At 42.5% G+C, this 25,353-nt stretch carries 21 protein-coding genes; 6 read left to right on the top strand and 15 right to left on the bottom strand.

The features are described 5' to 3' along the window. Window positions 1–85 precede the first annotated feature (85 nt). The 5 genes from ltrA to CD03_RS34800 form a co-directional block, all read right to left on the bottom strand. Complete coding sequence (gene ltrA, locus CD03_RS0125270) at window positions 86–1,744, bottom strand: group II intron reverse transcriptase/maturase (RefSeq protein WP_027295662.1); 1,659 nt, start codon at window positions 1,742–1,744, stop codon at window positions 86–88. Between the two features lie 654 nt (window positions 1,745–2,398). Then, window positions 2,399–3,289: a carbohydrate ABC transporter permease gene (locus CD03_RS0125265; RefSeq protein ID WP_027295997.1), complete on the bottom strand. Its 891-nt coding sequence runs from the start codon at window positions 3,287–3,289 to the stop codon at window positions 2,399–2,401. Between the two features lie 21 nt (window positions 3,290–3,310). Further along, window positions 3,311–4,264 carry an ABC transporter permease gene (locus CD03_RS0125260; protein WP_044289653.1) on the bottom strand — a complete coding sequence of 318 codons (954 nt, stop codon included), beginning with the start codon at window positions 4,262–4,264 and terminating at the stop codon, window positions 3,311–3,313. Between the two features lie 25 nt (window positions 4,265–4,289). After that, a complete protein-coding gene (locus tag CD03_RS0125255) occupies window positions 4,290–5,822 on the bottom strand; it encodes an ABC transporter substrate-binding protein (RefSeq protein WP_027295995.1) in 1,533 nt (510 codons plus the stop codon). Between the two features lie 57 nt (window positions 5,823–5,879). Further along, entirely contained in the window at window positions 5,880–6,812 is a 933-nt protein-coding gene (locus tag CD03_RS34800; protein WP_044289652.1) for a nucleoside hydrolase, read from the bottom strand. A 260-nt stretch (window positions 6,813–7,072) separates the two neighbouring features. Between CD03_RS34800 and CD03_RS0125245 the strand changes: the two genes are divergently transcribed. Further along, window positions 7,073–8,980, top strand: a complete 1,908-nt coding sequence (locus CD03_RS0125245) for a PfkB family carbohydrate kinase (protein WP_027295994.1) — start codon at window positions 7,073–7,075, stop codon at window positions 8,978–8,980. A 195-nt stretch (window positions 8,981–9,175) separates the two neighbouring features. Here CD03_RS0125245 and spoVG read toward each other — a convergent pair whose 3' ends face one another. The 4 genes from spoVG to CD03_RS39050 form a co-directional block, all read right to left on the bottom strand. Further along, window positions 9,176–9,463 carry a septation regulator SpoVG gene (gene spoVG / locus CD03_RS0125240; RefSeq protein ID WP_027295993.1) on the bottom strand — a complete coding sequence of 96 codons (288 nt, stop codon included), beginning with the start codon at window positions 9,461–9,463 and terminating at the stop codon, window positions 9,176–9,178. 41 nt (window positions 9,464–9,504) lie between these two features. Beyond that, window positions 9,505–10,623, bottom strand: a complete 1,119-nt coding sequence (glgD, locus tag CD03_RS0125235; protein WP_027295992.1) for a glucose-1-phosphate adenylyltransferase subunit GlgD — start codon at window positions 10,621–10,623, stop codon at window positions 9,505–9,507. Next, window positions 10,623–11,894, bottom strand: coding sequence for a glucose-1-phosphate adenylyltransferase (locus CD03_RS0125230; protein WP_027295991.1), 1,272 nt, complete (start codon window positions 11,892–11,894; stop codon window positions 10,623–10,625). Before CD03_RS0125230 ends, glgD begins: the two co-directional genes overlap by 1 nt. Window positions 11,895–12,117: 223 nt before the next feature. Continuing rightward, window positions 12,118–12,249 (bottom strand): hypothetical protein, encoded by a 132-nt coding sequence (locus tag CD03_RS39050; protein ID WP_255348119.1) that lies wholly within the window; start codon window positions 12,247–12,249, stop codon window positions 12,118–12,120. Between the two features lie 201 nt (window positions 12,250–12,450). On the opposite strand from CD03_RS39050, the gene murC reads away from it, so the two are divergent. The 5 genes from murC to CD03_RS0125200 all read left to right on the top strand — a co-directional run bounded on the left by murC (window position 12,451) and on the right by CD03_RS0125200 (window position 17,900). Further along, the gene (gene murC, locus CD03_RS0125220) at window positions 12,451–13,830 is read left to right on the top strand and encodes a UDP-N-acetylmuramate--L-alanine ligase (protein ID WP_027295990.1); all 1,380 of its coding nucleotides are present in this window, start codon (window positions 12,451–12,453) and stop codon (window positions 13,828–13,830) included. 303 nt (window positions 13,831–14,133) lie between these two features. Then, entirely contained in the window at window positions 14,134–15,174 is a 1,041-nt protein-coding gene (locus CD03_RS0125215; protein WP_027295989.1) for a DnaD domain protein, read from the top strand. A gap of 33 nt (window positions 15,175–15,207) precedes the next feature. Continuing rightward, window positions 15,208–16,200, top strand: coding sequence for an ATP-binding protein (locus CD03_RS0125210; RefSeq protein ID WP_027295988.1), 993 nt, complete (start codon window positions 15,208–15,210; stop codon window positions 16,198–16,200). Window positions 16,201–16,275: 75 nt separating this feature from the next. Then, a complete protein-coding gene (locus CD03_RS0125205) occupies window positions 16,276–17,448 on the top strand; it encodes a ribose-phosphate pyrophosphokinase (protein ID WP_027295987.1) in 1,173 nt (390 codons plus the stop codon). Between the two features lie 47 nt (window positions 17,449–17,495). Continuing rightward, entirely contained in the window at window positions 17,496–17,900 is a 405-nt protein-coding gene (locus tag CD03_RS0125200) for a bacteriohemerythrin (protein ID WP_027295986.1), read from the top strand. 1,222 nt (window positions 17,901–19,122) lie between these two features. Here the strand turns inward: CD03_RS0125200 and CD03_RS0125185 are convergent. The 6 genes from CD03_RS0125185 to CD03_RS0125160 all read right to left on the bottom strand — a co-directional run bounded on the left by CD03_RS0125185 (window position 19,123) and on the right by CD03_RS0125160 (window position 25,336). Further along, window positions 19,123–20,676, bottom strand: coding sequence for an ATP-binding protein (locus CD03_RS0125185; RefSeq protein WP_044289651.1), 1,554 nt, complete (start codon window positions 20,674–20,676; stop codon window positions 19,123–19,125). A 1-nt stretch (window position 20,677) separates the two neighbouring features. Beyond that, a complete protein-coding gene (locus tag CD03_RS0125180) occupies window positions 20,678–21,730 on the bottom strand; it encodes a metallophosphoesterase family protein (protein WP_027295983.1) in 1,053 nt (350 codons plus the stop codon). 107 nt (window positions 21,731–21,837) lie between these two features. Beyond that, a complete protein-coding gene (locus tag CD03_RS0125175; protein WP_027295982.1) occupies window positions 21,838–23,121 on the bottom strand; it encodes an O-acetylhomoserine aminocarboxypropyltransferase/cysteine synthase family protein in 1,284 nt (427 codons plus the stop codon). 158 nt (window positions 23,122–23,279) lie between these two features. Continuing rightward, entirely contained in the window at window positions 23,280–23,846 is a 567-nt protein-coding gene (locus CD03_RS0125170; protein WP_027295981.1) for a chromate transporter, read from the bottom strand. Beyond that, window positions 23,843–24,409 (bottom strand): chromate transporter, encoded by a 567-nt coding sequence (locus CD03_RS0125165; RefSeq protein ID WP_044289650.1) that lies wholly within the window; start codon window positions 24,407–24,409, stop codon window positions 23,843–23,845. Before CD03_RS0125165 ends, CD03_RS0125170 begins: the two co-directional genes overlap by 4 nt. 114 nt (window positions 24,410–24,523) lie before the next feature. Continuing rightward, window positions 24,524–25,336, bottom strand: a complete 813-nt coding sequence (locus CD03_RS0125160) for a DUF368 domain-containing protein (protein WP_027295979.1) — start codon at window positions 25,334–25,336, stop codon at window positions 24,524–24,526. Window positions 25,337–25,353 lie beyond the last annotated feature (17 nt).

Here is a 25,353-nt window from a genome sequence, read left to right as displayed (position 1 = left end):
GGTAGGCTCCTCCGTCGCCGGAGTTCACCCCCCTAAGAACGCAACGTACGATTTTCACCGTATTGCGCTCAAGCAATTGTTAGCTTTAGCCTTGTAGGACTAAAACCGACGACGTTAATTGTAATTCCGGGTGTAGTTTCCTGTGGCATTCCGGATGGACGATCTCTGTCTTTCCTTTTCCATTTCGATGTGTTCTCCATCCGGTTTCCACCACTACACCTTCCATACACAAGGTGCACTTTCCCTTTTGTCCTTTCCATATATTGTTTAATGCTTTTCTTCCTGACATTCCTTCAAACATCCGCTCCCCCTCTCGTTCCTCGAAATAGCTTTGCCATTCTTCGGCGTATGGGTTTGCTTCTTTTTGTATCTTTTTGTGACGGATGATTCTTGTGTCACTTGCCCTTACCAGCCTCACGGTCTTTTCGTTCCCGGTTGTTGCCTCAAATATCCAGTTTCGGTTTCCTTCCCGGTGAAAGTATTTCTCGCTGATCCACCATTTTCCCTTTTTGTTATGTCTGCGCCTGCACCATTTCCATATCGACTTATAAATCTGATAGTCTACATAGCTGTATGTTTCCTTACTCACGACATGGCGGTGGTAATTCGCCCAGCCACGTATCTTTGGGTTCAGTATTGCAATCAGCTCCTCCTGCTTTACCATCTTGTGGCTCTGAATCTCCTCTCTGATCCGTTCTAAGAAGTTCTTAACGTTTCCCTTTGACGGTTTTATCAATACCTTCTTTTTATACTTTCGGATGTTCTGTCCCAGAAAGTCAAATCCCTTGCTGATGTGGGTTATCTTTGTCTTTTCCAGTGACAGTTCCAATCCACGTTCTTCTAAGAATCCTCTTATTTCCGGTAGTATTTGTTCCTCCAGCAGTTCACAGCTTTTACCCGTCACCACAAAATCATCCGCATACGCAATGGTATGTATCTTTGAATACACGGACTTACCTTTTACGTAGTGCACTGGCTTTATCTTCTTTTCCAACCGGCTTCCTAATCCATTAAGCGCAAGTCCTGCAATACACGGCGATATAATCCCGCCTTGCGCGGCTCCTTTTTTCGTTTCTTGCAGACTTCCTTCAAAGATGAATCCCGCTTTCAACCACTCCTTCAGCATCCGTTTATCAGTTGGGATATGTTCCAGTAACCAGTCATGACTGATCTCATCAAAACATGATCTTATGTCACCTTCCAGTATCCACTCGGCACAACCCGCGTTTGCCGACGTTGCTTTGAAGATCGCTTCTATTGCATCGGCTGTGCTGCGCTTTTTCCGAAATCCATAGGTTCCGTGATCCAGTATCGTTTCCGCTACTGGATCGAGCGCCATCAGATACAATGCCTGCTGTGCTCTATCCTGCATCGTTGGTATTCCGAGCGGACGCTTTTTCCCATTCTTTTTGGATATATAGATTCTTCGCAATGGACTCGCTTTATATCCCTTTCGTTTCAGACTTTTTACCGCTTTTTCTTTCTGCTCCGGGCTTTTCCACGTAACACCATCAACGCCGGGTGTTTCCTTCCCTTTGTTGGTTGTCACCTTATGGACTGCCAGTACCTTCGCACTGTAGGAATGGGTCAATAACCATTGCAGTGCTCTTACCTTGTTGTATCTTTGTTGCTCCATCGCCTTTACCATACGCATCTGGAGCTTCTTCACCCGTTCTTTATGCTGCTCTATTTCCTTGCCGCTAAACATTGGATGGGAAGGTGCACACACCTTTTTCGTGTCCATTTGCTTTCCTCCCTTGGGAAGTTCCCCTATTGCAGAATTGCAATTTTGCATACTTGCAACGATTCTCTGGTAATCAATCACCTTACGTGAAAGTCAGCACACTTTCGTGTCAGAGCATTCGCTCCTATCCCCACCGCTACAACAGGGCATTCGCTTTTTCCACCATCTCATATCCACACCCCCTTCGGTACATCTTACGACTTCCTACTCCTTACAAGGAGAGCGATTTGGACTTACCACGTTTCCCATAGATGACTTATCAGGATGACTTAGGTTCTGTCTCTCCGCCGGCAGTTCTTCGTCCGTGTGTTCCGAGGATAAAGCAGAACAACCGACTGCATACCTTTTGGTTCAAGCGATTCAGCATCTTGCGCTTGTTCGTAATCACGGCGTTTATCAACAGTTCACATATGTTAACCTTATTATCCCACAACCTAGCTCCCTACCATCCGATGCTGACAGTTACGTCTTGACCTCACGGCTCAACTTAGAGGGATTCATTGTCACAACAGCTTAACGAAAGATTGTCACCAATCCTACATTGTTGCTAGGTTACTCTTGACGGAACAAGAGGTTCATAATATACTGGAATCACCAGTGTTTATCAGTGTTTCAGCATATCCAAACATTCATCTATGCGACCTCGTGTCGCACTCAGCCCTTAACGGCTCCAATCGTAATCCCCTTTACCAAATACCGCTGCACAAAGGGATAGATTAACATTACCGGAAGAATGCCAGCTACTGCAATCGCCATCTTGATTCCCACACTTGGCAGACTGGCTGCCATTTCGCCCACATTTCCCCCTGCCTGTCCGCTTGCCAGGAACTGGGCATCCTGGAGCATACGGTTTAATATATTCTGAATGGAATATAGCTCTGTACGGCTGGCAATGTAATACAACCCGTTCTGCCAGTCATTCCAGTATCCCAGCCCTACCATCAGCCCAAGGGTTGCCACCATTGGCACCGACATGGGGAATACCACCTTAAAAAGTATTCTGAACTCATTTGCTCCGTCTATTTTCGCCGCCTCTATGATCTCATCGGGAACATTTGCCTTCAGGTAATTTCTCATCATAATTATATTAAACGCGTTCATAAGGAGATTGGGAAGCAGCAGCGCCCACATAGTATCTCTTATATGGAAGGTATTGGACCAGATCATATAAGACGGCACCAGCCCTCCGTTGAACAACATCGTGAAAAAGATGAAAAATGATATCCAGTTTCTTCCCGGCAGTTCTTTTCTGGAAAGGGGATAGGCAAGGAGGATTGTCATCAATATCCCGATGGCTGTACCCACAATGGAGATAAACACCGTAATACCGTATCCCTTTAAAATCTTGGCTGAACCTGAGAAAATATACAGATATGCATCCAGACTGAATGCCTTAGGAAAAAAAGAATACCCATCCCTTATCAGCGCTGCTTCATCCGTAAAAGAGGAAACCACCAGCAGAATGAACGGCAGCAAACAGCATAGCGACAATAGAATCATGACTATATTAATTGTAATATGAAAACCTTTTTTATTATCTACCATAGTAATCTCCCTTTGTCAAAGTTAAAACAGTGCATTCTCTTTTTCTACCTTTCGAACGATGAAATTTGCCAAAAGAACAATTGCAAATCCTACCAGTGACTGATAAAATCCTGCTGCAGAAGCCCTCCCTACATCGTTTAACTGAAGCAGCCCCCGGTATACATAGGTATCAATCGTATTTGTCACATCAAACAGCGGGCCGCTGTTCATAGGTACCTGGAAGAACAGTCCAAAATCAGAGTAGAAAATTCTGCCTATGCTCATAAGTGTCAGCGTAATAATAGTGCCCTTTAAGGAAGGCAGCACGATATCCTTTATCCGATGCCATCTGCTGGCACCGTCCATAACTGCCGCCTCATAAAGAGAACCATCGATGCCCAGAATTGTTGCATAATAAATGATACAGCTGTATCCGAATCCCTTCCACAGATTCACAATTACCAGTATAAACGGCCAGTACTTTTTCTCACTGTACCAGGCAACCGGGTCCATTCCCAGTTTCTGCAGAATACCATTATTGATAAATCCAGACTCCGCACTGAGAAATGCATATACCAGATAACTGATTACAACGGTGGAAATCAGATAGGGTATCAGGATCAGTGTCTGGTAAGCTTTCTTCTTCTTAACGCCCCTGATCTCATTGAGCAGAACAGCCACAGCTATGGACACCACAGTTCCCAGCAAAATAAAGACAAAATTATAGCAAATCGTATTGCGGGTAATAATCCAGGCATCGGATGTCTTAAACAGGTATTCAAAATTATCCAGCCCTACCCAGGGGCTGTTTAAGATTCCCAGACGGTAATCCACCTTTTTAAAAGCCACTACCAGCCCCAGCATAGGCAGGTAGTTATTGATGACCAGGTATATCAGTCCCGGTGCCATCATCAAATAAAAAGGCCAATAGCGTTTCAGGAGTACAGTAAATTTTTTCTTTTTCGGCTTTTGCTTTCCAACAGCGGTGTTATCCATGGCTCCTCCTCGCTTTCCTCCATTGTTACTTTGCTTTCCATTCTTCGTATTGTCTGGATTTCGTTTCAATAATTTTATCAATTCCGGCTGTTTTCAGTTCTTCACGGAATTTCGCCAGACTTTCATCTACATCTACAGCTCCCGCCATTAAAGACGGATTATACTTTGCCACCACATTGGTACAGGCTGTAATCTCATTGGTAATCTCCGATGTATCCGGTACAAAGCCCAATGCTTTTGAGTGAAGCGCCGTATTATTAAAATCTTCAATCTGTTGCCAGTAATCTTTTGGATAAGGTTCCCATACCGGAGTTTCAAAAGCATTGGGCCAGATCCAGGACTGTGCAGTATACGGCGTATTGGATGCATTTATGCCTTCCGGAAAGTTAACCATTTTTTTTGCATCATCTGTGTATATATAGCTTTTTCCTTCAATCCCATTGATAAGTATATTGGCCAGTTGGGGATTGGTGTACATTTCATTCAGTAAGATCATGGCTTCTTCCGGGTGTTTGGTAGAAGCGGATATACCCCACATCATACCCTGAACCGTCTGCGTCTGCAGCGAAGCGGGACGCAGCTCGATTACTTCGATTTCACATCCTGTTATTCTCGCCTGCTGCTCTCCAAACAATGGTTTCAAATGGGAAAGTGCAGAAAACAGCTTGCCCGCCCTCATGGTTACGGAGGGGTCATCGCTCTTGCTCAGTACATCCGGAGAGATGTATCCCGCTTCATACCACTTTCTCATAAGCCGCACATAATCTTCATATTCACCGGATTCATACAGGTTTACAATTTCTCCAGACTGCCCGTTGTCCAGCATAACGCCCAGATTATTGGCATCACTGATCTGATCCCAGCCCCAGGTATTCGTCTGCAGCGTTCCTGCCTGCCCCCCGCTTAAACATTCCATATCCGGATACAGTTCTTTTACCTTTGCGAACAGAGCAGTACAGTCTTCCAGCGTTTTAATATCGGCGGGATCAATTCCCGTCTCGTCCAGAATATCTTTCCTCATCCAGATACCATAGCTGTTTGCCACTTCTCTGTCTGTATATATGCCGTAGATATTTTCATCCACACGTCCAAGCTCCAGCATATCTTCCGGAATCTCCTTTTTGATCCCTTCACCGTATCGGTCCAGCAGTTCGTCCAGCTCCAGCGCCTGTCCGTTATTTACATAAGTAGCCAGAGGCGTTCCATACCAGGGCAGAATATCCACCGTATCACTTCCTCCGGTGAGCAGCAAATTGGTCTGCTGCTGCCAGGAACCAATGTTGATAAACGTAATATCCAAAGCTACCCCTTTATCTTTTAATATTTCATTGGCTGCCTGCTCTACATCCTCAACCAGTGACTGGTCGTTAAATGCCATAGCCGCTACCTTCAAAGTAACCACACCGCCGTTTTTCTTTTCCTCTCCGCTATTTCCTCCTGCTCCGGTTTCCGTTCCTGCCGCCTGCTGTTTTTCTTCTTTTGCCCCACTGCCGCATCCTGTTAACATCCCCCCTGCCATTGATATGGTAAGAAGTACTGCAATCCACTTTTTCTTCATTTTCTTTCCTCCTGTTTTCGCTATTCATAAGCTTTTGTTCCATAGAAACACCTGTCTTCACTGCCGGTACGGACTGCCCGTTAATTTCCGAAATAAATCAGCCAATAAATAGTCCCGGTTAATATCATAAACATATTTGATCAGATGATTCGTAGTATCAAAAGCATACCGGTCATCGTATTCCGGCACCGGGCTGTGAACCAGGCAGTCCCTCTCAAACCCCTCGTCCAGAAGCCACGCCACAGCGGTCACATCCCAGATAATGCGGCTCCAGGTCACATTCCCCCCATCAGCCAGCGCTTCCTTAACCGTTACATCCACCAGATAATCACAGATTTTATTTTTTCCCTTCAGATGATGGATTAATTCCGGTCCGCTGATGCGAAATCCGGATACCACTCCCATGCAAGGAAGCTGTACCAGGGGTACCCCGCAGCCAAACAGGACTCTGGCAGCCGCTATATCCTGGATCAGATTAAATTCCCGGTTATCCGGCCACCAGTGTGCCTGGCCTCCAAGCCATACCACCACTATTCTCTCTTTAATCTCCGGCTCCATCAAAATGGCAGATACAACATTGGTAATGGCGGCAATAGCTACCACATACAGCGGATTCATCGGTGTATGTTCCATCGCTTTTTTAATTAAGTCTTCCGCCGCCTCTGACTGCACCGGAACGGTTTCATTTTCCAGGTAGCGGCTGGAACCTTTTTTGACCAATTCCTTTAAGTCTTCTCTTTCCATCAAGCTGAGAACCTTCAGAATTTCTTCATAGCTTTTTTCCATTCCCTCTCCCGGGGATTCACATTTCTTATTGGAAAAGGGTGCTGCGTATATAGCCTGCAGGTTCAGCTTGTCATCTGATTGAATCAGATAGGCCAGAGCATACTGATCGTCAATTTCATTATAAGTATCCGTATCAAGTACCACATCAACCTTTCCTTTTGGCCTGTTTAACTGTCCCGCAAGCCATCCGTTGTCCACCATCATAATTTCCTTCCTCCTTTTTAGGAAAATAATTTTCTTAAAATGTTTTCCTTATGAGCACATTATATCGGCGGAATTTTCAAATGTCAACCACAATCTTTATTTTTGTTAAATAAAACTATTTTTCAAAATGTTTTCCTGTGCATTTTATACAAAAAATAAATTGACAAAATGGTTTACATCATCCATAATAGGTACATAACAAGAATACAAAAATCTGTAAACCTGGAATTGATTCAGGAATAAAATGACTGAGGTGTTTTATGACAATTAAAGAAATTGCAAATTTGGCAGGCGTATCGATTTCAACGGTATCCAAAATTGTAAATAATAAAGACCAGAATATTAATTCAGCCACCAGAAACAGGGTGCTGGAAATTGTAAAAGAATATAATTACACTCCGTATGGCACGGTAAAAGATATCTCCATGGCGAAAACATTCCTCCTGGGAGTGCTTTTGCAGGATGGCAGCGGATTCAAAACCATGCTGAACGGAATTGTAAAAGCAGCACAGGAAAAAGGTTACAGCATCCTCATCTTTGACAGCTGCCATTCCTCCATGGATGAGTTAAAACATATCACCGCACTCTGCAAAAATAAAATTGACGGACTGTTATGGGAGCCGGTAGATCAGGAAAGTATGCAGCATGAACATTATTTCACCGATACTGGTATCCCTGTGGTTTATGTAAATTCTCCGTTTACAGTGGATACTTATTCCATCGATTACCAGAAACTTGGGTACCTGTGTACGGAAAAGCTGATTCAATGGAGACATCAGAAAATAGGCTGCCTGATGCGGGAAAATAATTTCCGGTCACTGCAGGTATTGGAAGGGATGAAAAACTGCCTCTTTGACCATCATCTTTCGCTATATGACGGAATGGCTTTACATCTGTCCGATTCTTCCTGCATGGCTTCTCTCACATCCGGGGGAATCACCGGTGTTGTGAGCAGTGACTTAGAAGAAACCCTTTCCCTGTACAGCCAGCTGGATAAGATGCACTACCATATTCCATCGGATTTTTCTTTGATTGGACTTTGCGGTGACGATATGGCTTCCATTAACTTTCCTCCCGTTTCCAACTATCGGATTCCCTTTTGGAATCTGGGATATGAGGCCTGCCGTGCACTGATCAATATCTGTGAGAAGAATTCGGATGACAAGCCTGGAATTTCTCTGGATGCATACTATGTGTTAAATCATGAAGAAAGCCTCAATACCCCTGCATCCTGCAGGGGCCGGAAGTTTGTGGTGCTGGGAAGTATCAATACGGATGTTACCCTTACCGTGGATGGTTTTCCGGAAACAGGAAAATCTACCCTGATCACCAATTCTTCCTCCTGTGCCGGCGGAAAGGGAACGAATCAGTCCATGGGATCTGCCAGACTGGGACATGAAGCTGTCCTGATCGGTAAGGTGGGAAACGACGCTGATGCATCCCTTATCTTTGATGCAATGAGCCAGAACCATCTTCTGACGGAAGGTATTTATAAGGATTCAGGTTCTCAGACCGGAAAAGCCTATGTATATGTGCAAAAAGACGGGGAAGTGACCATCACCTATATTCCCGGTGCAAATCTCAGACTGACCGCAGACGATGTCCGCTCACAAAAGGCTTTATTTGAAGGCTGCGAATACTTATTGCTCTCCATGGATATTCCAATGGAAGCCGCTATGGAAGCCGCATCCCTGGCGAAAAAGTCTTCTGCGAAAACCATATTAAAGCCATCGGCATTGAGTACGCTGCCGGAGGTGTTCTACCGGACCACCGATATTTTTGTTCCCAACCAACAGGAAGCTGCTACTTTTTGCCCTCATATAGATACCATTGAGGGGCAGGCAGAATTTTTTTACAAACGGGGAATGCCTGTTGTAATCATCACCCTTGGTCATGGCGGATGCTATGTACGGGCTGAAAACCTGAAGAAGTATTTTCCATCGGCGGACTTCGCTGCGGTGGATGCTACCGGAGGTGCCGATGCTTTTATTTCTGCACTGGCTGTCCATTTAAGCGACGGTTATGACCTGGAGAAATCTGTAAGGATCGCCCAGTATGCTGCAGGATTCTGCGTTTCCCGCCAGGGTGTAACGACTGCGCTGGTAGACAAAGATACCCTTTATCTTCATATCGGACAGACAGAACCCGATCTCTTATCCTTTCAATAATGCCCTTATCAGCCCTCTGATTTTCAGGGGGCTTTTTATGTACAAAAAATACGCCCTGCCTCCCACAGCAGAGCGTATAAACATAACCTTTTCTCTTTTCCTGTACTGCCTGCATAACTATGCGGCAAATAACCAATGTTTCGTTTTTTACCTTGTGTACTACTGGTTTACTTCTATGAAATCTTCGTTGCTAAATTAATAAGCTGCCTCTTCCGATTCAGGTTCCGCTGCTACAACAGCCTCGTACTGATCCAGGATGATACCCTGAATACGGTCTCTTGTCTGGGAATTAATAGGATGTGCGATATCTCTATATTCTCCGTCGGATGCCTTTCTGCTTGGCATGGCTATAAATAACCCCTTTTCTCCTTCAATTACTTTGATATCATGAACAACAAACTCATCATCAATTGTAATTGAAACTACCGCCTTCATCTTACCTTCCTTTGCAACTTTACGTACCCTGACATCTGTAATATTCATGTCTTTTAGCCCCTTTCCATATATAGTCGTAATTTAAAATGTTATAGTACGTAGCGTTCGTTTTTTTCTATAACAATTTTTATTTTGTCCTCGCCAACATGATAAGAATTCGCCCGTATGGTATCGCGGGATTCAACAATACAATTTTCAATATATGTATTATCACCCAGATATACATCATTCAGGATAATGGAATTCTTAATCACACAATTCTCACCCACAAAAGTCTTCTTAAACAACACCGAATTTTCTACATGCCCGTTAATGATACATCCACTGGATATCAGGCTGTTTTTCACTTCACTGCCCGGATTATACTTAGCAGGCGGAAGATCATCAACCTTGGAATATACATCCGGATACTGACGGAAGAAATAATCTCTCACTTCCGGTTTCAGAAAATCCATATTTGTTTTATAATAAGACTCTACCGTAGCAATGTTGCTCCAGTATTCTTTCATTTTATAACCATAGATTCTCTTCAGGTTCTTATAGCGAATCAGAATATCCTTTACAAAATCATGCCTGTCTTCCTGTGCACATCTTTCGATCAATTCGATCAGCTGTCTTCTGCGGATAATATATACACCGGTAGAAACAGTATTCCAGGATGAAACCATTGGTTTTTCTTCAAACTCTTCGATTCTGCTGTCCTCATTCATTTTCAGGACACCGAATCTTGTAATATCTTCGCTTGGAGCCATATCTTTGCATACAACTGTAATATCCGCTTTCTTCTCAATATGATATTCCAGCACTTTATTATAATCCAGCTTGTACACACCGTCACCGGATGCAATGATCACATAAGGTTCATGGCTTTTCTTCAGAAAATCCAGATTCTGATAGATCGCATCTGCTGTCCCCCGATACCAGAAACTATTATCAGAAGTGATGGTTGGTGTAAATACAAACAAACCACCCTGCTTTCTTCCAAAATCCCACCATTTCGAAGAACTTAAATGTTCATTTAAAGATCTCGCATTGTACTGTGTCAATACCGCCACTTTTTGTATAGAAGAATTAGACATGTTACTTAACGCGAAGTCGATGCTTCGATAGCTGCCTGCAATGGGCATTGCTGCAATGGCTCTCTTATTTGATAAATCTCCCATTCTGTGACTGTTGCCACCTGCTAAAATCATTCCTATCGCTCTCATCACGCTTCACCTGCCTTAACTAAAGTTTCTCCACTCTCCAGTACGCCATCCGGATAATCCTCCGCTCTTGTAATTCCATCCACTGCTGTGTTCTTTCCGATTTTCACATTTGGCGGAATGTAAGAATTTTCACCTACCGTTACTAAACCAAAAGAATAAACATTTGGTTTTAATTTGTTTGGAACTTCTTCGCCTATGCCAAGCACTGCGCCTTGTCCGATTTCCGTGTTCTCAGCTACGATAGAGCGGTCCAGAACAGCACCATCGCCGATCTTGGTTCCCCTCATGATAATCGAGTCACGAATGACAGCTCCCTTTCCGATCGTTACCCCGGCTCCAATGACAGAATTATGTACCTCTCCATAAACCTCTGTACCATCGCCGATGATACACCTTTCAATTACCGACTCAGAAGATATATACTGCGGAGGAATAATTTCACTGCTTGTGTATATCTTCCAGAACTCTTCATATAAGTTAAACTCCGGAATGATATCGATCAGTTCCATATTTGCTTCCCAGTAAGAACCTAATGTTCCGACGTCTTTCCAATAGCCGTTATACTCATAAGCTACAAGCTTATCTCCCTTTTCATGGCAATACGGAATAATATGTTTACCAAAATCACAATTACTCTGATCAGACATTGCGATTAAAGCTTCCTTTAATACCTTCCATGAGAAAATATAAATACCCATTGACGCAAGATTGCTCTTTGGTTCTGGCGGTTTCTCCTGAAACTCCGTTATTCTGTTATTATCATCTGTCACTACTACGCCAAATCGGCTTGCTTCTTCCATCGGTACGGGCATAACTGCGATGCTGATGTCGGCATTGCTGGCTTTGTGGAAATCTAACATTACTTCATAATCCATCTTATAGATATGGTCACCTGACAGAATTAAAACATAGTCAGGATTATAATTCTCCATATAGCCCAGGTTCTGGTAAATTGCATTTGCTGTTCCCGTATACCATTCACTGTTGCCACTTTTTTCATATGGAGGAAGTACTGTTACACCTCCGATATTCCTATCCAAATCCCAGGGAATACCAATTCCAATATGCGTATTTAACCGCAATGGCTGATATTGTGTCAGGACACCAACTGTATCTACCCCAGAATTAATACAGTTGCTAAGCGGGAAATCAATTATACGGTACTTTCCGCCGAAAGCCACGGCCGGCTTTGCCACTTTGGCTGTCAGAACGCCCAGACGGCTTCCTTGTCCTCCTGCAAGTAACATTGCAATCATCTCTTTTTTAATCACGCTATCACCTCTCGCTGTAGTATAGTACTATGATGTCAGATGCATCTATAGCCCGTTAACAATCATATTTTCTCATAAATAAAATTGTTAGTTTTTATTATACCACATCTTTCCAAAATAGTGAACATATTTTACAATTTTTTGAAATTTTTTTCTCTCATTTTAGAAGAAATAGCTCAAAATATTGTCTAGCGACTTTTTTCATTCGACATTTCTTTCACATTTATGCTATTTTCCCTTTGTTTTTCCTTTGATCTTTTGTCATATTTTTACATGATTCTTTGTTTTGTTTTAAAAATGCATAAAAATACCGTCGAATATTGTGTTTTTTTAGAATGTGTTTCAGATCTCCCATAGAGTCCCCTCCATGCTGCGAAACCCAGCTTTGTAACGGCAACCGGAACCCGGGAAATCGTCCTTTAATCAGAAAACCTCAAATTTAATCCCCCATAATGTCAAGAAATGCTTTAATTTTTATCCATATGAGGTTATAATGATGACAGAATGCCTTTCACACAGCCTGTGAAAGAGTGATTTTCATAAGGAGAGTATCAATATGTATGAAATAAATTTTAAGCAGCCTATCCATGTACACTTTATTGGTATCGGAGGAATCAGCATGAGCGGTCTTGCTTCTATATTAATAGACCGTGACTTTAAAATCTCCGGTTCTGATGCAAAAGAATCGCCTCTGACTAAATGGATGGAGGATAGAGGGGTTAACGTATACTATGGCCAGCGCGCATCTAATATAGAGGATGGAACAGATCTGGTCGTATATACAGCCGCAATTCATCCGGATAATCCGGAGTATGCAGCCGCAGCCCAAAAGAATATTCCAATGCTGACCCGTGCAGAACTCCTGGGGCAGATTATGCAGAATTACGAAACACCCATTGCCGTTTCCGGAACACATGGCAAAACAACCACAACGTCTATGATTTCCCACATTCTTCTGGCTGCAGATACCGATCCTACCATATCCGTAGGCGGAATCTTAAAAGCGATTGAAGGGAATATCCGCGTCGGCAATTCTGAAACATTTCTGACGGAAGCCTGTGAATATACAAACAGTTTTTTGCATTTTAATCCAAAGATCAGCCTGATTCTGAATATTGATGCAGACCATCTGGATTTCTTTAAGGACCTGGATGACATCCGTAATTCTTTTCGCTTATTTGCCAAAAGACTGCCGGAAGATGGCACACTGATCATCAACGGGGACATTCCCGATTATGAAGAAATTACAAAAGACCTGCCTTGCAAAGTGGTAACCTACGGATTTTCAAAGTCCAGCCATTACAGTGCGGTAAATATCAGCTATGACGCTTTTGCCCATGGTTCTTTTGATGCGGTAAGAGATGGCAAAGTGATTGGGCATATTACTCTGAGTGTTCCGGGAAAGCACAATGTTTCCAATGCTCTGGCTTCACTTGCACTTGGTGAATTACTTGGAATTCCTCTGGATAGAATTCAGCAGGGACTGACTGACTTTGGCGGTACCGACAGACGTTTCCAGAAAAAGGGGGAAATCGGCGGTGTAACGATTATAGATGATTACGCACACCACCCCACGGAAATTACTGCTACACTGAACGCGGCACATCAATACCCCCACAAAACTATCTGGTGTGTATTCCAGCCTCATACTTATACACGTACCAAAGCATTGATGGACGATTTTGCAAAAGCGCTGGCACTGGCTGATAAAGTTGTGCTTGCTGATATCTATGCCGCCCGTGAAACGGATAACCTGGGAATCAGTTCCAAAACCCTTCAGAAAAAAATAGAGGAACTTGGCAAAGAAGCATATTATTTTCCATGTTTTGACGAGATTGAAAACTTTTTGTTAGAAAATTGTATACACGGTGACTTGTTGATAACTATGGGCGCCGGAGACGTTGTAAAAATAGGGGAAAGCCTGCTTGGAGAATAGTTATCCACATTATCCACATGATTATGCACATTAACGTGTATTTTACATGTGGATTTTTTTGTGGATAGCTTGGTTTACATAATTTCGCTGCTGTAATTTTAAAAAATTCGACAATCCCCGACAATTGCACATTTTCTTCTGTTGCACCTATTTTTTTTGTCCCCAAGTTATCCACATTATCCACAATGTCCACAATGGAGAACTTCCCCCTTATCCCTGGAACCCTTGTAAAAACTAGCTGTTCTCTTTTTTTAAAAGGTATGCTATACTGGTTGCATATCAAGAAAATAGCAGGTGAAAGCAATGAATGAAATATCCTTACACATAAATTCCGGCAGCAGTGTTACCATTGTCCAAAATACATTTATCGACAATTACATGCCTTCTGCCAGTGGTGAATTCGTCAAAATATACTTATATCTCTTAAGATGCACCTCTTCTAATATTGGTGTGTCTATTTCGTCTATCGCAGATACTTTCGAACATACAGAAAAAGATGTGAACCGGGCCCTCTCTTACTGGGAAAAGCTTCACTTACTGAAATTGGAACACGATGAAAACGGTGCATTAACCGGAATCTATTTTCTCAGCTCGGCTGATCTCACTTCAGGTGCGGCGAATACATCTGCTTCACTTGAAACTGCGGCCAGCACTGAGCAGCCTAAGCCCGTGAAAAAGGTACTTCCCACCGCCGATAAGGTAAAATCGTTAAAAGAGCAGGAAGATATCCGTCAGCTTTTATTTATTGCAGAACAGTATCTTGGAAAGACTTTAAGTTCCACAGAAGTATCCAATATTCTTTACTTCTATGACGGTCTGCATTTTTCCACCGACCTGATTGAGTACCTGATTGAATATTGTGTCTCCAAAGGCAGCAAAAGTGCCCGCTATATTGAAAAGGTTGCACTTTCCTGGGCAGAAGACGGCATCACTACCGTTGACCAGGCAAAATGCAATACGAATCTGTATAATAAAAATTATTTCACAATTTTAAATACCTTTGGCATTAAAGGACGTGCCCCGGCAGAACCGGAGATTACATTAATGGCTAAATGGCTGGACGAGTACCACTTTACCCTGGATATTATCATTGAGGCATGTAACCGGACTATTAAGCAGACACATCAGCCCAATTTCCAATATGCCAATAAGATTCTGGAAGAATGGAATAAGTCGGGAATCAAACATCTCTCTGAAGTTGCATTATTGGATGAAAAACACCAGAATTCCAAAAAAACTGCTCCTGTTCAGAAAAAAACCGTTGCTTCTAACAATAAATTCAATAATTTCCATCAAAGGGAATATGATTATGACCAGTTAGAGAAACAGTTGCTGAACAGATAAATTTTCATTTTCTAAAGAAGGGAGAACCAGCCTGTGTCATTGAAAAACTCGCAATATGATATGATCATCCGCCAATACCAGAAAAAACAGTTACAGACCAAACACGATCAGGATGCGCGTATCCAGGAGGCTTATGAGAAGGTTCCTGCTCTCCGTGAAATTGATCATCAGATAAGTTCTATCAGTGTCGCCCGCGGGCGTCAGCTGTTATCCGGAGACAGTGATGCACTTAACGGCTTAAAGGAAGACATCCGCCGTTTATCAGACAAGCGTATCATGCTGCTTGTGGAGAACGGGTTTCCAAAGGATTACCTTCTCCCCCGGTATACCTGCCCCGACTGTCAGGATACGGGATTTGCAGATAATCATAAATGTCACTGTTTTAAGCAGGCAGTCATTGATATGCTGTACACCCAGTCTAATTTAAAAGAAGTATTAAGCAGAGAGAACTTCTCTAATTTTTCCTATGCTTATTATTCGGATAAACTGGTCAATCCTTCCACCGGACTGTCTTCTCTGGCAACCATGCGTCAAAATATGGCTGAATGCCAGGAATTTATCCGATCTTTTGATGTAGATTTTAAAAATTTATTCTTCTACGGGGATACCGGTGTGGGAAAAACCTTCCTCTCACACTGTATTGCAAAGGAACTGATCGACACAGCACATTCTGTAATCTATTTTTCAGCATTTGAGCTTTTTGATGTATTTGCAAAAAGTACGTTTGAAAAGGAAGAAGAAGCACAGAATATCCATCCCTATATCTTTGACTGTGATCTGCTGATCATAGACGACCTGGGTACGGAGCTGACCAATACTTTTGTCTCATCCCAGCTGTTTCTTTGTATTAACGAACGGCTTAACCGCAAAAAGTCAACGATTATTTCTACAAACCTGCCCATTAATACATTTGCAGATACTTATTCGGAACGTGTATTTTCCAGGATTACCAGTAATTATATGATGATGAAACTCTTCGGGGACGATATCCGTATACAAAAAAAATTATTCCGGGGAAAGCCTTGACCTATGAAAACTTTGTGATACACTATATGCGTAAGACAATTTCACTGAAATGTGATAAATAACGGAGGAAATATCATGCAATCAACAGAAGAACGCAATCTTGAAACCATTCCTGTCGGCTCACTTGGCATTATTCCATTAGAAAGCTGTAAGACACTGGGAGAAAAAATTAATGCTTATCTGGTAGAATGGAGAAGGGAACGCGATCACGAACATAAGAAGACTATTGCTTTTGAAGGTTATCAGAGGGAGAACTACATTATTGACACCAAAATTCCACGTTTTGGATCCGGCGAAGCTAAGGGAATTATCAAAGAGTCCGTTCGTGGTGATGATTTATATATTTTAGTAGATGTATGCAACTACAGTCTGACCTATTCTCTGTGCGGCCATACCAACCACATGTCCCCGGATGATCATTTTCAGGACTTAAAGCGCATTATTGCAGCCGTGGCTGGAAAATCCAGGCGTATCTGCGTTATTATGCCTTTCCTATATGAAAGCCGCCAGCATAAGCGTAACGGACGTGAATCACTGGACTGCGCTCTTGCTTTAAAGGAACTGGTCCGTATGGGTGTGGATAATATCATTACTTTTGACGCTCATGATCCCCGGGTTCAGAATGCGATCCCGCTGAAAGGTTTCGAAACCGTACAACCCGTTTATCAGTTTATTAAGGGCCTCTTCCGTGCCCAGCCGGGACTTAAGATTAATAAGGACTCAATGATGATTATAAGCCCGGATGAAGGCGGTATGGGACGTGCTGTCTATATGGCAAATGTTCTGGGATTAGATATGGGTATGTTCTATAAGCGAAGAGATTATACCAAGATCGTAAACGGAACGAATCCGATTGTTGAGCATGAATTCCTTGGCGCGAATGTTGAGGGAAAAGATATGGTAATCATTGATGACATGATTTCCTCCGGTGACAGTATATTAGAAGTAGCTGCAGAATTAAAAAGAAGAAAAGCCAACCGAATTTTCCTGTGCTCTACCTTTGGTCTGTTTACAAATGGACTGTCCAAATTTGATAAGGCATATGAAAATGGTCTTTTCGATCATCTTCTTACAACAAACCTTGTATATCAGACTCCGGAACTTTTACAGAAAAAATACTATGTAAACTGTGATCTGAGTAAATACCTTGCGTATATTATAGACACACTGAATCACGATGCATCGATCAGCAGTCTGTTAAATCCGATTGGACGAATCCAGAACTTTCTGGAAAAACATAACAAGTAATAAATTACAAAAATAAATATAACATATTCACACAAGGAGGTAGTATTATGCAGGCAATATTTGATGAAAGTTTAGTAACAGGCAATGAATTAATTGATGAACAGCACAAAGAACTGATTGGTAAAATCAACGATCTTGTTAAAAGCTGCGAAACAGGGAAAGAAAAAACCACAGCGGTTAAAATGCTGGATTATCTCTCAGATTATACGGATTTCCATTTCAGTGCAGAAGAAAAACTTCAGGAAGAAATCGGATATCCACAGATCAGCGAACATAAAGAACAGCATAAAGCATTCATCCAGGCAATTAAAGAACTGTACGAAATGCTTCAGGAAGAAGAAGGACCTACACCTGCATTTGTTGCAGCTGTGGATAAGAATGTTACCGAATGGCTGTTTAAACATATCAAAGGATTTGATAAAGCAGTTGCGGAGTATGCCAGAAATAACTAATATGAATTTGCAAAGTGTCTGTTAAGCTTGTATATAGCGGATACTTTGTTTTTGAAAAACGAGAATGTGAGTAGATATACAGTCAAAAAATGGGACTTGTTGGGGAGAATCCAATAGTCCCATTTTTTTTGCTATCCAGAGACTCCCTGCAAGTTAATTATATTTGGGTTTAGATGAGTAATGACGCTTTGTAAATGATAGGTAGTGTACGGAAAAGAGAAGGGGGCGAGCCAGGACATTGATTTGGAAGGCTTACCGCAGAACTGGCATTTTCTAACCTTCCCAGAGCCCTTTTTGGCGGCACGCGGGAATTCGCTCCGAAATCCTGATGCATTTCGCAGCTCACTGCCCGCTTAGTATCCGATGGGAGCCAGTCGAATACTATCCGCCAAAAAGCACTCTGGGAAGGTAAGTAAATACTCAGCTCTGCTATACGCCTTCCAAATCAATGTCCTGGCTCGCCCCCTCCTCTTTCCGAGATAGCATTCGTTGATACAAAGCTGGTTTTCTCAGCGTGGTGGGACCCTGGGGTTGTGGCATGCTGAACAATATTGGCGTTAAGCAACTGATCTTGAGAACGGGATTTGTTTTATATTCTGCAATCAGAAAAAGGAATAGACTTTCATCTTCTATTATGCATAAACTGTCAAAATATACCGCTCTACATACAATAAAGAACATCCATCTACACCCAGGGAATCTATCATGCTGAGAACGAGTAACATAAAGCAACTGAACTTATCACAGTGATTTGTTTCTTCATTCCAGAAAAAGTAGCAAACTTTCATCTCCTTTTACGCTTAAATAGCCGAAACATACTACGCTACATCCAATAAAGAACAGCCTGCCACAGCCCAGGGGTCCGACCATGCTGAGAAATTCAGCTTTGTGGCGGTAACATGAATCTCGGAAAGATGGGAGTGGGAAACTTGTATGGACGGAGGAAGCGTAGAGCAGAGCTGAGTATTTACTTACCTTTCCGGAGTGTTTTTTGGCGGATAGTATTCGACTGGCTCCCATCGGATACTAAGCGGGTACTGAACCGAGAAATGCATCAGGATTTCTCGGTGAATACCCGCGTGCCGCCAAAAAGCACTTCGGAAAGGTTAGAAAATACCAGTTCTGCGGCCAGCTGACGGAGTCCATACAAGTTTCCCACTCCCATCTTTCCGTTGCACTATCTCCATCTACAAAGCGTCCCCTTCCTCAGCGAAACCCCAATTTATTTTTGAACAAAGCATTCTTCTCTTCTTATCTCTTCCAGAATTGCTCCCTCTCTTTTATGGCAGGTAAATAACAATACCTGGCTATCACTCTTATAAAGCCATTTAAGGGTTCTTTTCAGCCGCTGTTCATCGTACATTACAAATGCATCATCAAATATCAGCGGCATTTTCTCGCCGCTTAGAAAAAGCTGAGCTGCAGCCATTCTAAGAGCAAAGTAAATCTGATCCATCGTTCCCCTGCTGACCTGTTCCAGATACAATAGTTTTTGAGGCGTATTAATTCGTACCTGCATATTAGCATCCAGATAGATGCTGGTGTAATTTCCTCCGGTTACCTCTTTTAAGATATCTGAAGCCGTATGGTTCAGCTTTCTTGCCGATTCCTTATATATCTCTCTGGAAATGTCCTGTATGGTTGATATGGCAATCTCCAGAGCCTCTATATCGTTTTGGATCCGATTGCTGTCTGCTTTCTCTGCCAGAATGTCCGCCTGGTTTTCTTTGAGATTTTCAAGCAAGACCCTCTTTTCATGCAATTCTTCCTGTATCCTTTCCAGATTCCAAACCATTTTCTGAGAGGCTTTGGACGCTCCGCTGCCGGACTGGCGGCTTTCCTGCTCCCTGTTTCTGGAATAACGATTTGTATACCAGCAATAAGCAAATAACAATACAGCGGCGATTCCCAATGCCATTTTCAGCCATAACGGTTTAAGCAGAATCCCCATCAGCACTGCAATACCTGCCGCAGTGAACAAGCAGATCTGCCGGATTTTCAGCATTTTGATTTCTTCCCTGTTTCTGGCCTCCATGCGGGCTCTTTTTTCCTGTTCCGCGAGCCCTTCTCTTGCCTCCATGCTTCGTAATTCCTGAAGTTTTATAGTACCGTCTTCCTGCTGTTTTTGCAGCCCACGGATCTCCTGTTCTACATAATCCAGTTTAATCTGCACCTGTTCCAGACGTTCACTGCGGACTTCATCCTGCTGCTTCTTTTTTACTGCGCATTCCCGCTGCTTATCTTTTAATGTTTCAATTGCTTTGACAACATTAATTTCATCATCTCCGGCGCTTTCAAAATTTGCCATATAATTTCGAAGCTCTGCCGCCAGCCCCTCATCCGTTTTACTGGAATTCTGACGAATAAATATGGTATTTCGAAATGCAGTTTCATTCAGCCCTTCCATCAGCATTTGAAGGTCTCCATGTATAATATCCAGCTCTTCCCCGTCGGACTCACAGATCAGCAGAGCCTTTTTTTCTAATTTATTAAAATTTCTTTCTATACGGAAGATCTTTCCACCGCTTTCAAACCGCATTGCACCGGCAAAATACCCCGGATTATCCCACGGCTGGCGTATGGTGTATTCATCATTCCTGGCAGCTCTCCCACGCATTTTATCAATGCCAAACAGCATTCCCCTGATAAATGCATGGATCGTGCTTTTTCCCATTTCATTTTCCCCGTAGATGATATTAATCCCCTCATGGAAAGTAATTATCTGATCCCTGAACTTTCCAAAATTTCTGATCTGCAATTCCAGAATCCGCATCATCTCACCTCGTTGTCTCTAACATCGCCTGTATTCCATAGTAAAGAGCCATGCTTTGTACTTCATCCATAGAATCTGTATTCAGGCGCTGAATATATCGTCCTACTACACTGTCAGCGTATTTCTTCCCTAATTTCGCAAAGTCGTATGCCGGTTTTGACATATCGGCGACTTCCACTATATTTCCCAGTTTTTCATAACTTTTCAGCTCATACTGAATGTCCGGATCCCGATATCCGGTAATGATTATTTTATAAATATTGTGCCCGCCCAATTTTTTCATATATGCTTGAATTTTTTCCTGCAGGGAATAATCCGTCTGCGTTTCATCTGTCTCTACCTTTAAATGAATATATTCCCTGACCGCACTTGGTATAAATCTGGCTGTAAGTGTACGTTTCCTGTATTCGCCTATCATATACCCGTGGGGCCCCGTATCATTTTTATCCAGAGGTTCCAAAGCTCCTGAGTATGCCATTCTATTTGCTTCCAGTATCTGCGGCTTATGTATATGTCCCAGGGCTACGTAATCAAATCCGGCCTGGCACAACTGCCTTTTATTAATTGGGATATGCTTTTCATCCCCGCCATGTGCCAGCAGAATCGTACACACTCCGTCATCCTCCGGTACCAGTTCATCATATAAAGCATTTGTAATTTCTCTGGTATGATAACTCAGGCCATAGACAGTGGTATTCAGATCTGGAAAATGAATCCTCTGACAATCCTGGTTTTCCAGACAAATGACGTTTTCATTCCACTTAAAACCATGGTAAAACGAATCAGGCTTCAAATAGTCATGATTTCCAATAATAAATACAACTCTTGTCTCGGTAAGGGTGGAGAAAAGATAGTTAACCTCCTTTAATTCTTTTAATAAAGGCTGTCTGTGAAAAAGGTCTCCTGCAATCAGAAGCAGGTCCGCCTGCTCTGCTTTTGCTATTCTGATAATATTACGGAAGCTGTCCCAGATCTCAGTCTTACGTTCTTCACTCCATGGATATCCCACATCCGGAACAGCACCCAGATGCACATCTGCGATATGGATAAATTTCATCCAAATTCCTCCTTTCCTATATGGAAAAGACCCTGTTGCTCCATACAGGGTCTTTTCCAATTTATTGCCGTACCAGAGCCTGTCAGACAGCGTTTTTCTTACACGCTCTAAGCCAGTGCAAGTGCCTGTTCCAAATCAGCAATGATGTCCTGGACATTCTCGATGCCCACTGAGAAACGGATCATTCCCGGTGATACACCGGCATCTTTTAACTGCTGGTCATTCATCTGTCTGTGGGTATGACTTGCAGGATGAAGAACACTGGTTCTGGCATCTGCCACGTGGGTTACGATTGCAGCCAGCTTTAAGCCATCCATAAATCTTACCGCTGCCTCTCTGCCGCCTTCCAGTTCAAAAGAGATAACGCCACAGGTTCCATTTGGCATATATTTTTTTGCAACATCATAATACTTGTCGCCGGGTAGTCCTGCATAATTTACATGAGATACTTTCTCATGGGCATTCAGATACTCTGCAACTTTCTGTGCATTATAACAATGTCTCTCCACGCGAAGAGGCAGGGTCTCTAAACCAACGTTTAACAGGAAACTGTTCATTGGTGCCGGAATGGATCCCAGATCCCGCATTACCTGTGATGTTGCCTTCATTATGTATGCACCTTTTCCAAATTTCTGTGCATAGATCACGCCGTGATAAGATTCATCCGGTGTTGTGAGACCATGATATTTGTCGCCATATGCATTCCAGTCAAAATTACCACTGTCAACAATGGCTCCGCCTACCTGCATTGCATGTCCATCCATATACTTTGTTGTAGAATGGGTAATGATATCTGCTCCCCATTCAAAAGGACGGCAGTTAACCGGTGTAGCAAATGTATTATCTACAATCAAAGGAACCTGATGTTCGTGTGCAAGTTTTGCAAATTTCTCAATATCCAGTACAACAAGTGCTGGATTCGCAATCGTTTCAGCAAATACAACTTTTGTATTCGGCTGAAATGCCTTACAAAGTTCTTCATAAGAGGAATCCGGATCTACAAAGGTGCACTCAATCCCCAGCTTTTTCATTGTAACGCCAAAGAGATTATAAGTTCCGCCGTAAATTGTGGAGGATGCAACAATATGATCTCCCGCTTCACAAATATTAAAAACTGCATAAAAATTTGCTGCTTGTCCGGAAGATGTCAGCATAGCGGCTGCGCCGCCTTCCAGATCACAAATCTTAGAAGCCACGGTATCATTGGTAGGATTTTGTAATCTGGTATAAAAATATCCCTCTTCTTCCAGTGCAAATAATCTGCCCATTTCTTCTGTTGAATCATACTTAAAAGTAGTACTCTGAACAATAGGAAGCACCCTCGGCTCCCCTTTTTTCGGTTTCCATCCAGACTGGATGCATTTAGTCTCAATTCTATAATCGCTGTTCATTCCAGGCTCTCCTATCTCTAATATAGTCGTATTATCTGTATTTTGTATAGTATAGCATATCTGGTTGAAAATAGAAATCCTGATTTTATAAAAATTGGGGGTGCTGCGGATGACCTTTTGCAGATAAAGCATGTGAACGGAACCATCCTCTTGCTCACCTAGCCCCATATATAATACATCACAACCTGCGCAGCCCCAGCCAAAAGCATTACACTGACGGGATTCATCTTAAACTTCCGCAAAAGGATTACTGCAGCGGTGAAAATCACTACCGCCTGTACTTTTAGATCGGAGAAATGAACAGAGAAACCGGCATCTCCCCAGAAAGACAAAACCAGTATAGCAAACCCTGCCGATGCAATCATGGCAACAACAGCTGGTCTTAAACTCCCTAAAATGCCCTGAAGAACTGCCATTTCACGATATTTAAAATAAACATATGCCAAGAGGGATACAATAATACAAGATGGCAGAATACAACCGATTGTAGCTACCACTGCCCCCTGGATACCTCCAATCTGCAAGCCCACGAAAGTCGCGGAATTGATTGCAATCGGTCCGGGCGTCATCTGGGATATGGTAATTAAATCTGTAAATTCTTTTACCGTAAGCCAATTGTGAATATCTACAACCTGATTTTGAATTAAGGGCATCGCCGCATAACCGCCCCCTATACTGAACATTCCAATTTGCACAAAGCTTAGAAATAGCTGTAAGTAGATCATTTGACCGCTCCCTTCTTTATGTTATACACCGCTCTGATTACACCAATTACTCCACAGATCAGAATAATCAGAATCACATTGATATTTAACAGATAGGATGCGGCAAAGGCAGCTACCATGATGAATATAGAGAGTACATTTTTTTCTTTTACAAGGTTTCCACCCATTTCAATTACCACATCAGCAATTACCGCAGCAACACCTGCCTGCATTCCGGTCAGAACCAGGTTCACAATTAAATTATTCCGAAAGGCTTCATAGAATATGGAAATCACAGATAATATCGCAAATGGCGGGAGCACAGTACCAATGATCGATACGGCTGCTCCCGCTGCTCCCGCTACCCGGTATCCTACAATAATAGCTCCATTTACTGCAATTGCTCCCGGCGCCGACTGGGCTATTGCAGTTAAATCCAGCATCTCCTGCTCATTAATCCAATGATAACCGTCCACAAATTTCTTTTTCATTAATGTGACAATTACATATCCCCCTCCAAATGTAAATGCACTCAGATAAAGCATAGACAAAAACAATTTTAACAAAATTTTCTTTTTCCCCATTTGTAAAATATCCTCCTTTTCATCATTGTTACTATAACGTAATTTACCATAATAGTAAAATAACGATATCTGATGAAAAGTATATGATTTTATAATACATTTCTACGGGAACCTTCAGGACCGCTCTATACTGTACAAAAGCTGTATCATACCAAATCCGGCAATAAATGCCGCAATACAAAAAATAAATTCTATTCCCTGGGGCACTCCCGGAAATACTTCTGCCACAGATCCTGCCACGAAGCCCAGAATAATCAGATAAGTTGCCTGAGTATGGTTTTTCATGGCATTTTCCAGCAATTTCGTAGTAAGTATAATTCCCAGAATAATACCGCTTCCAAGAGGAATTAAAAAAGCAAGATTAAAATCTCCAATAGCCATCATTGTTTTATCATAGATTCCCATCAGCAGAAGCAGATAGGATACGCTGATTCCAGGGAGGACTAATGCCACCGCTGCCACAATACCCGCTGCTGCCAGCAGCAGAACCCCCGGCATCCCCTCTCCGGTTCCCATTTGAAAAAAATCAGCTGGAAGAAGTTCAAACAACAGCACTGCAGCCAGACCAGCTGCGGGATATAAAAATACCTTCCAGGATATACTGCGTACCTCTGCTTTTTGGTATATCATAGGCACACCGCCTGCAACTACTCCGATAAAAAAATACAATAACAGCATGGGATAAGATTCGATCAGATGAAGTAATGGCTTGGCAAGCAGGATCATTCCCACTCCCGCACCAAGAGAAAAGGTTACAAGAAAAATCAGACTGTTTTTTATATCTTTAAAAAATGAACTGACAGATTCAATTAATTTATCATAAATCCCCAGGATCATGGCCATAGAACCACCGCTCACTCCCGGTACAAGCATGGTGCCTCCTACACAGAGACCTTTCAGGGCTGTCGTTAACATTATCTTTGACATAGCTTACTCCTACACAT

It is taken from the genome of Robinsoniella sp. KNHs210, from assembly GCF_000686105.1.
Classification (GTDB): Bacteria; Bacillota; Clostridia; order Lachnospirales; family Lachnospiraceae; genus Robinsoniella; species Robinsoniella peoriensis.
This window is presented reverse-complemented; position numbering and strand designations above follow the sequence as displayed.

Bases quoted from the DNA above. Each gene is read 5' to 3' on its own strand.
- CD03_RS0125265 (WP_027295997.1), bottom strand. From the start codon at position 3,289: ATGGTAGATAATAAAAAAGGTTTTCATATTACAATTAATATAGTCATG.
- CD03_RS0125215 (WP_027295989.1), top strand. From the start codon at position 14,134: ATGAATGAAATATCCTTACACATAAATTCCGGCAGCAGTGTTACCATT.
- CD03_RS0125200 (WP_027295986.1), top strand. From the start codon at position 17,496: ATGCAGGCAATATTTGATGAAAGTTTAGTAACAGGCAATGAATTAATT.
- CD03_RS0125160 (WP_027295979.1), bottom strand. From the start codon at position 25,336: ATGTCAAAGATAATGTTAACGACAGCCCTGAAAGGTCTCTGTGTAGGA.
- CD03_RS0125180 (WP_027295983.1), bottom strand. From the start codon at position 21,730: ATGAAATTTATCCATATCGCAGATGTGCATCTGGGTGCTGTTCCGGAT.
- glgD (WP_027295992.1), bottom strand. From the start codon at position 10,623: ATGAGAGCGATAGGAATGATTTTAGCAGGTGGCAACAGTCACAGAATG.
- CD03_RS0125205 (WP_027295987.1), top strand. From the start codon at position 16,276: ATGCAATCAACAGAAGAACGCAATCTTGAAACCATTCCTGTCGGCTCA.
- CD03_RS0125260 (WP_044289653.1), bottom strand. From the start codon at position 4,264: ATGGATAACACCGCTGTTGGAAAGCAAAAGCCGAAAAAGAAAAAATTT.
- spoVG (WP_027295993.1), bottom strand. From the start codon at position 9,463: ATGAATATTACAGATGTCAGGGTACGTAAAGTTGCAAAGGAAGGTAAG.
- CD03_RS0125245 (WP_027295994.1), top strand. From the start codon at position 7,073: ATGACAATTAAAGAAATTGCAAATTTGGCAGGCGTATCGATTTCAACG.
- CD03_RS0125185 (WP_044289651.1), bottom strand. From the start codon at position 20,676: ATGATGCGGATTCTGGAATTGCAGATCAGAAATTTTGGAAAGTTCAGG.
- CD03_RS39050 (WP_255348119.1), bottom strand. From the start codon at position 12,249: ATGGGAGATCTGAAACACATTCTAAAAAAACACAATATTCGACGGTAT.
- CD03_RS0125255 (WP_027295995.1), bottom strand. From the start codon at position 5,822: ATGAAGAAAAAGTGGATTGCAGTACTTCTTACCATATCAATGGCAGGG.
- CD03_RS0125170 (WP_027295981.1), bottom strand. From the start codon at position 23,846: ATGATCTACTTACAGCTATTTCTAAGCTTTGTGCAAATTGGAATGTTC.
- CD03_RS34800 (WP_044289652.1), bottom strand. From the start codon at position 6,812: ATGATGGTGGACAACGGATGGCTTGCGGGACAGTTAAACAGGCCAAAA.
- murC (WP_027295990.1), top strand. From the start codon at position 12,451: ATGTATGAAATAAATTTTAAGCAGCCTATCCATGTACACTTTATTGGT.
- CD03_RS0125165 (WP_044289650.1), bottom strand. From the start codon at position 24,409: ATGGGGAAAAAGAAAATTTTGTTAAAATTGTTTTTGTCTATGCTTTAT.
- CD03_RS0125175 (WP_027295982.1), bottom strand. From the start codon at position 23,121: ATGAACAGCGATTATAGAATTGAGACTAAATGCATCCAGTCTGGATGG.
- ltrA (WP_027295662.1), bottom strand. From the start codon at position 1,744: ATGGACACGAAAAAGGTGTGTGCACCTTCCCATCCAATGTTTAGCGGC.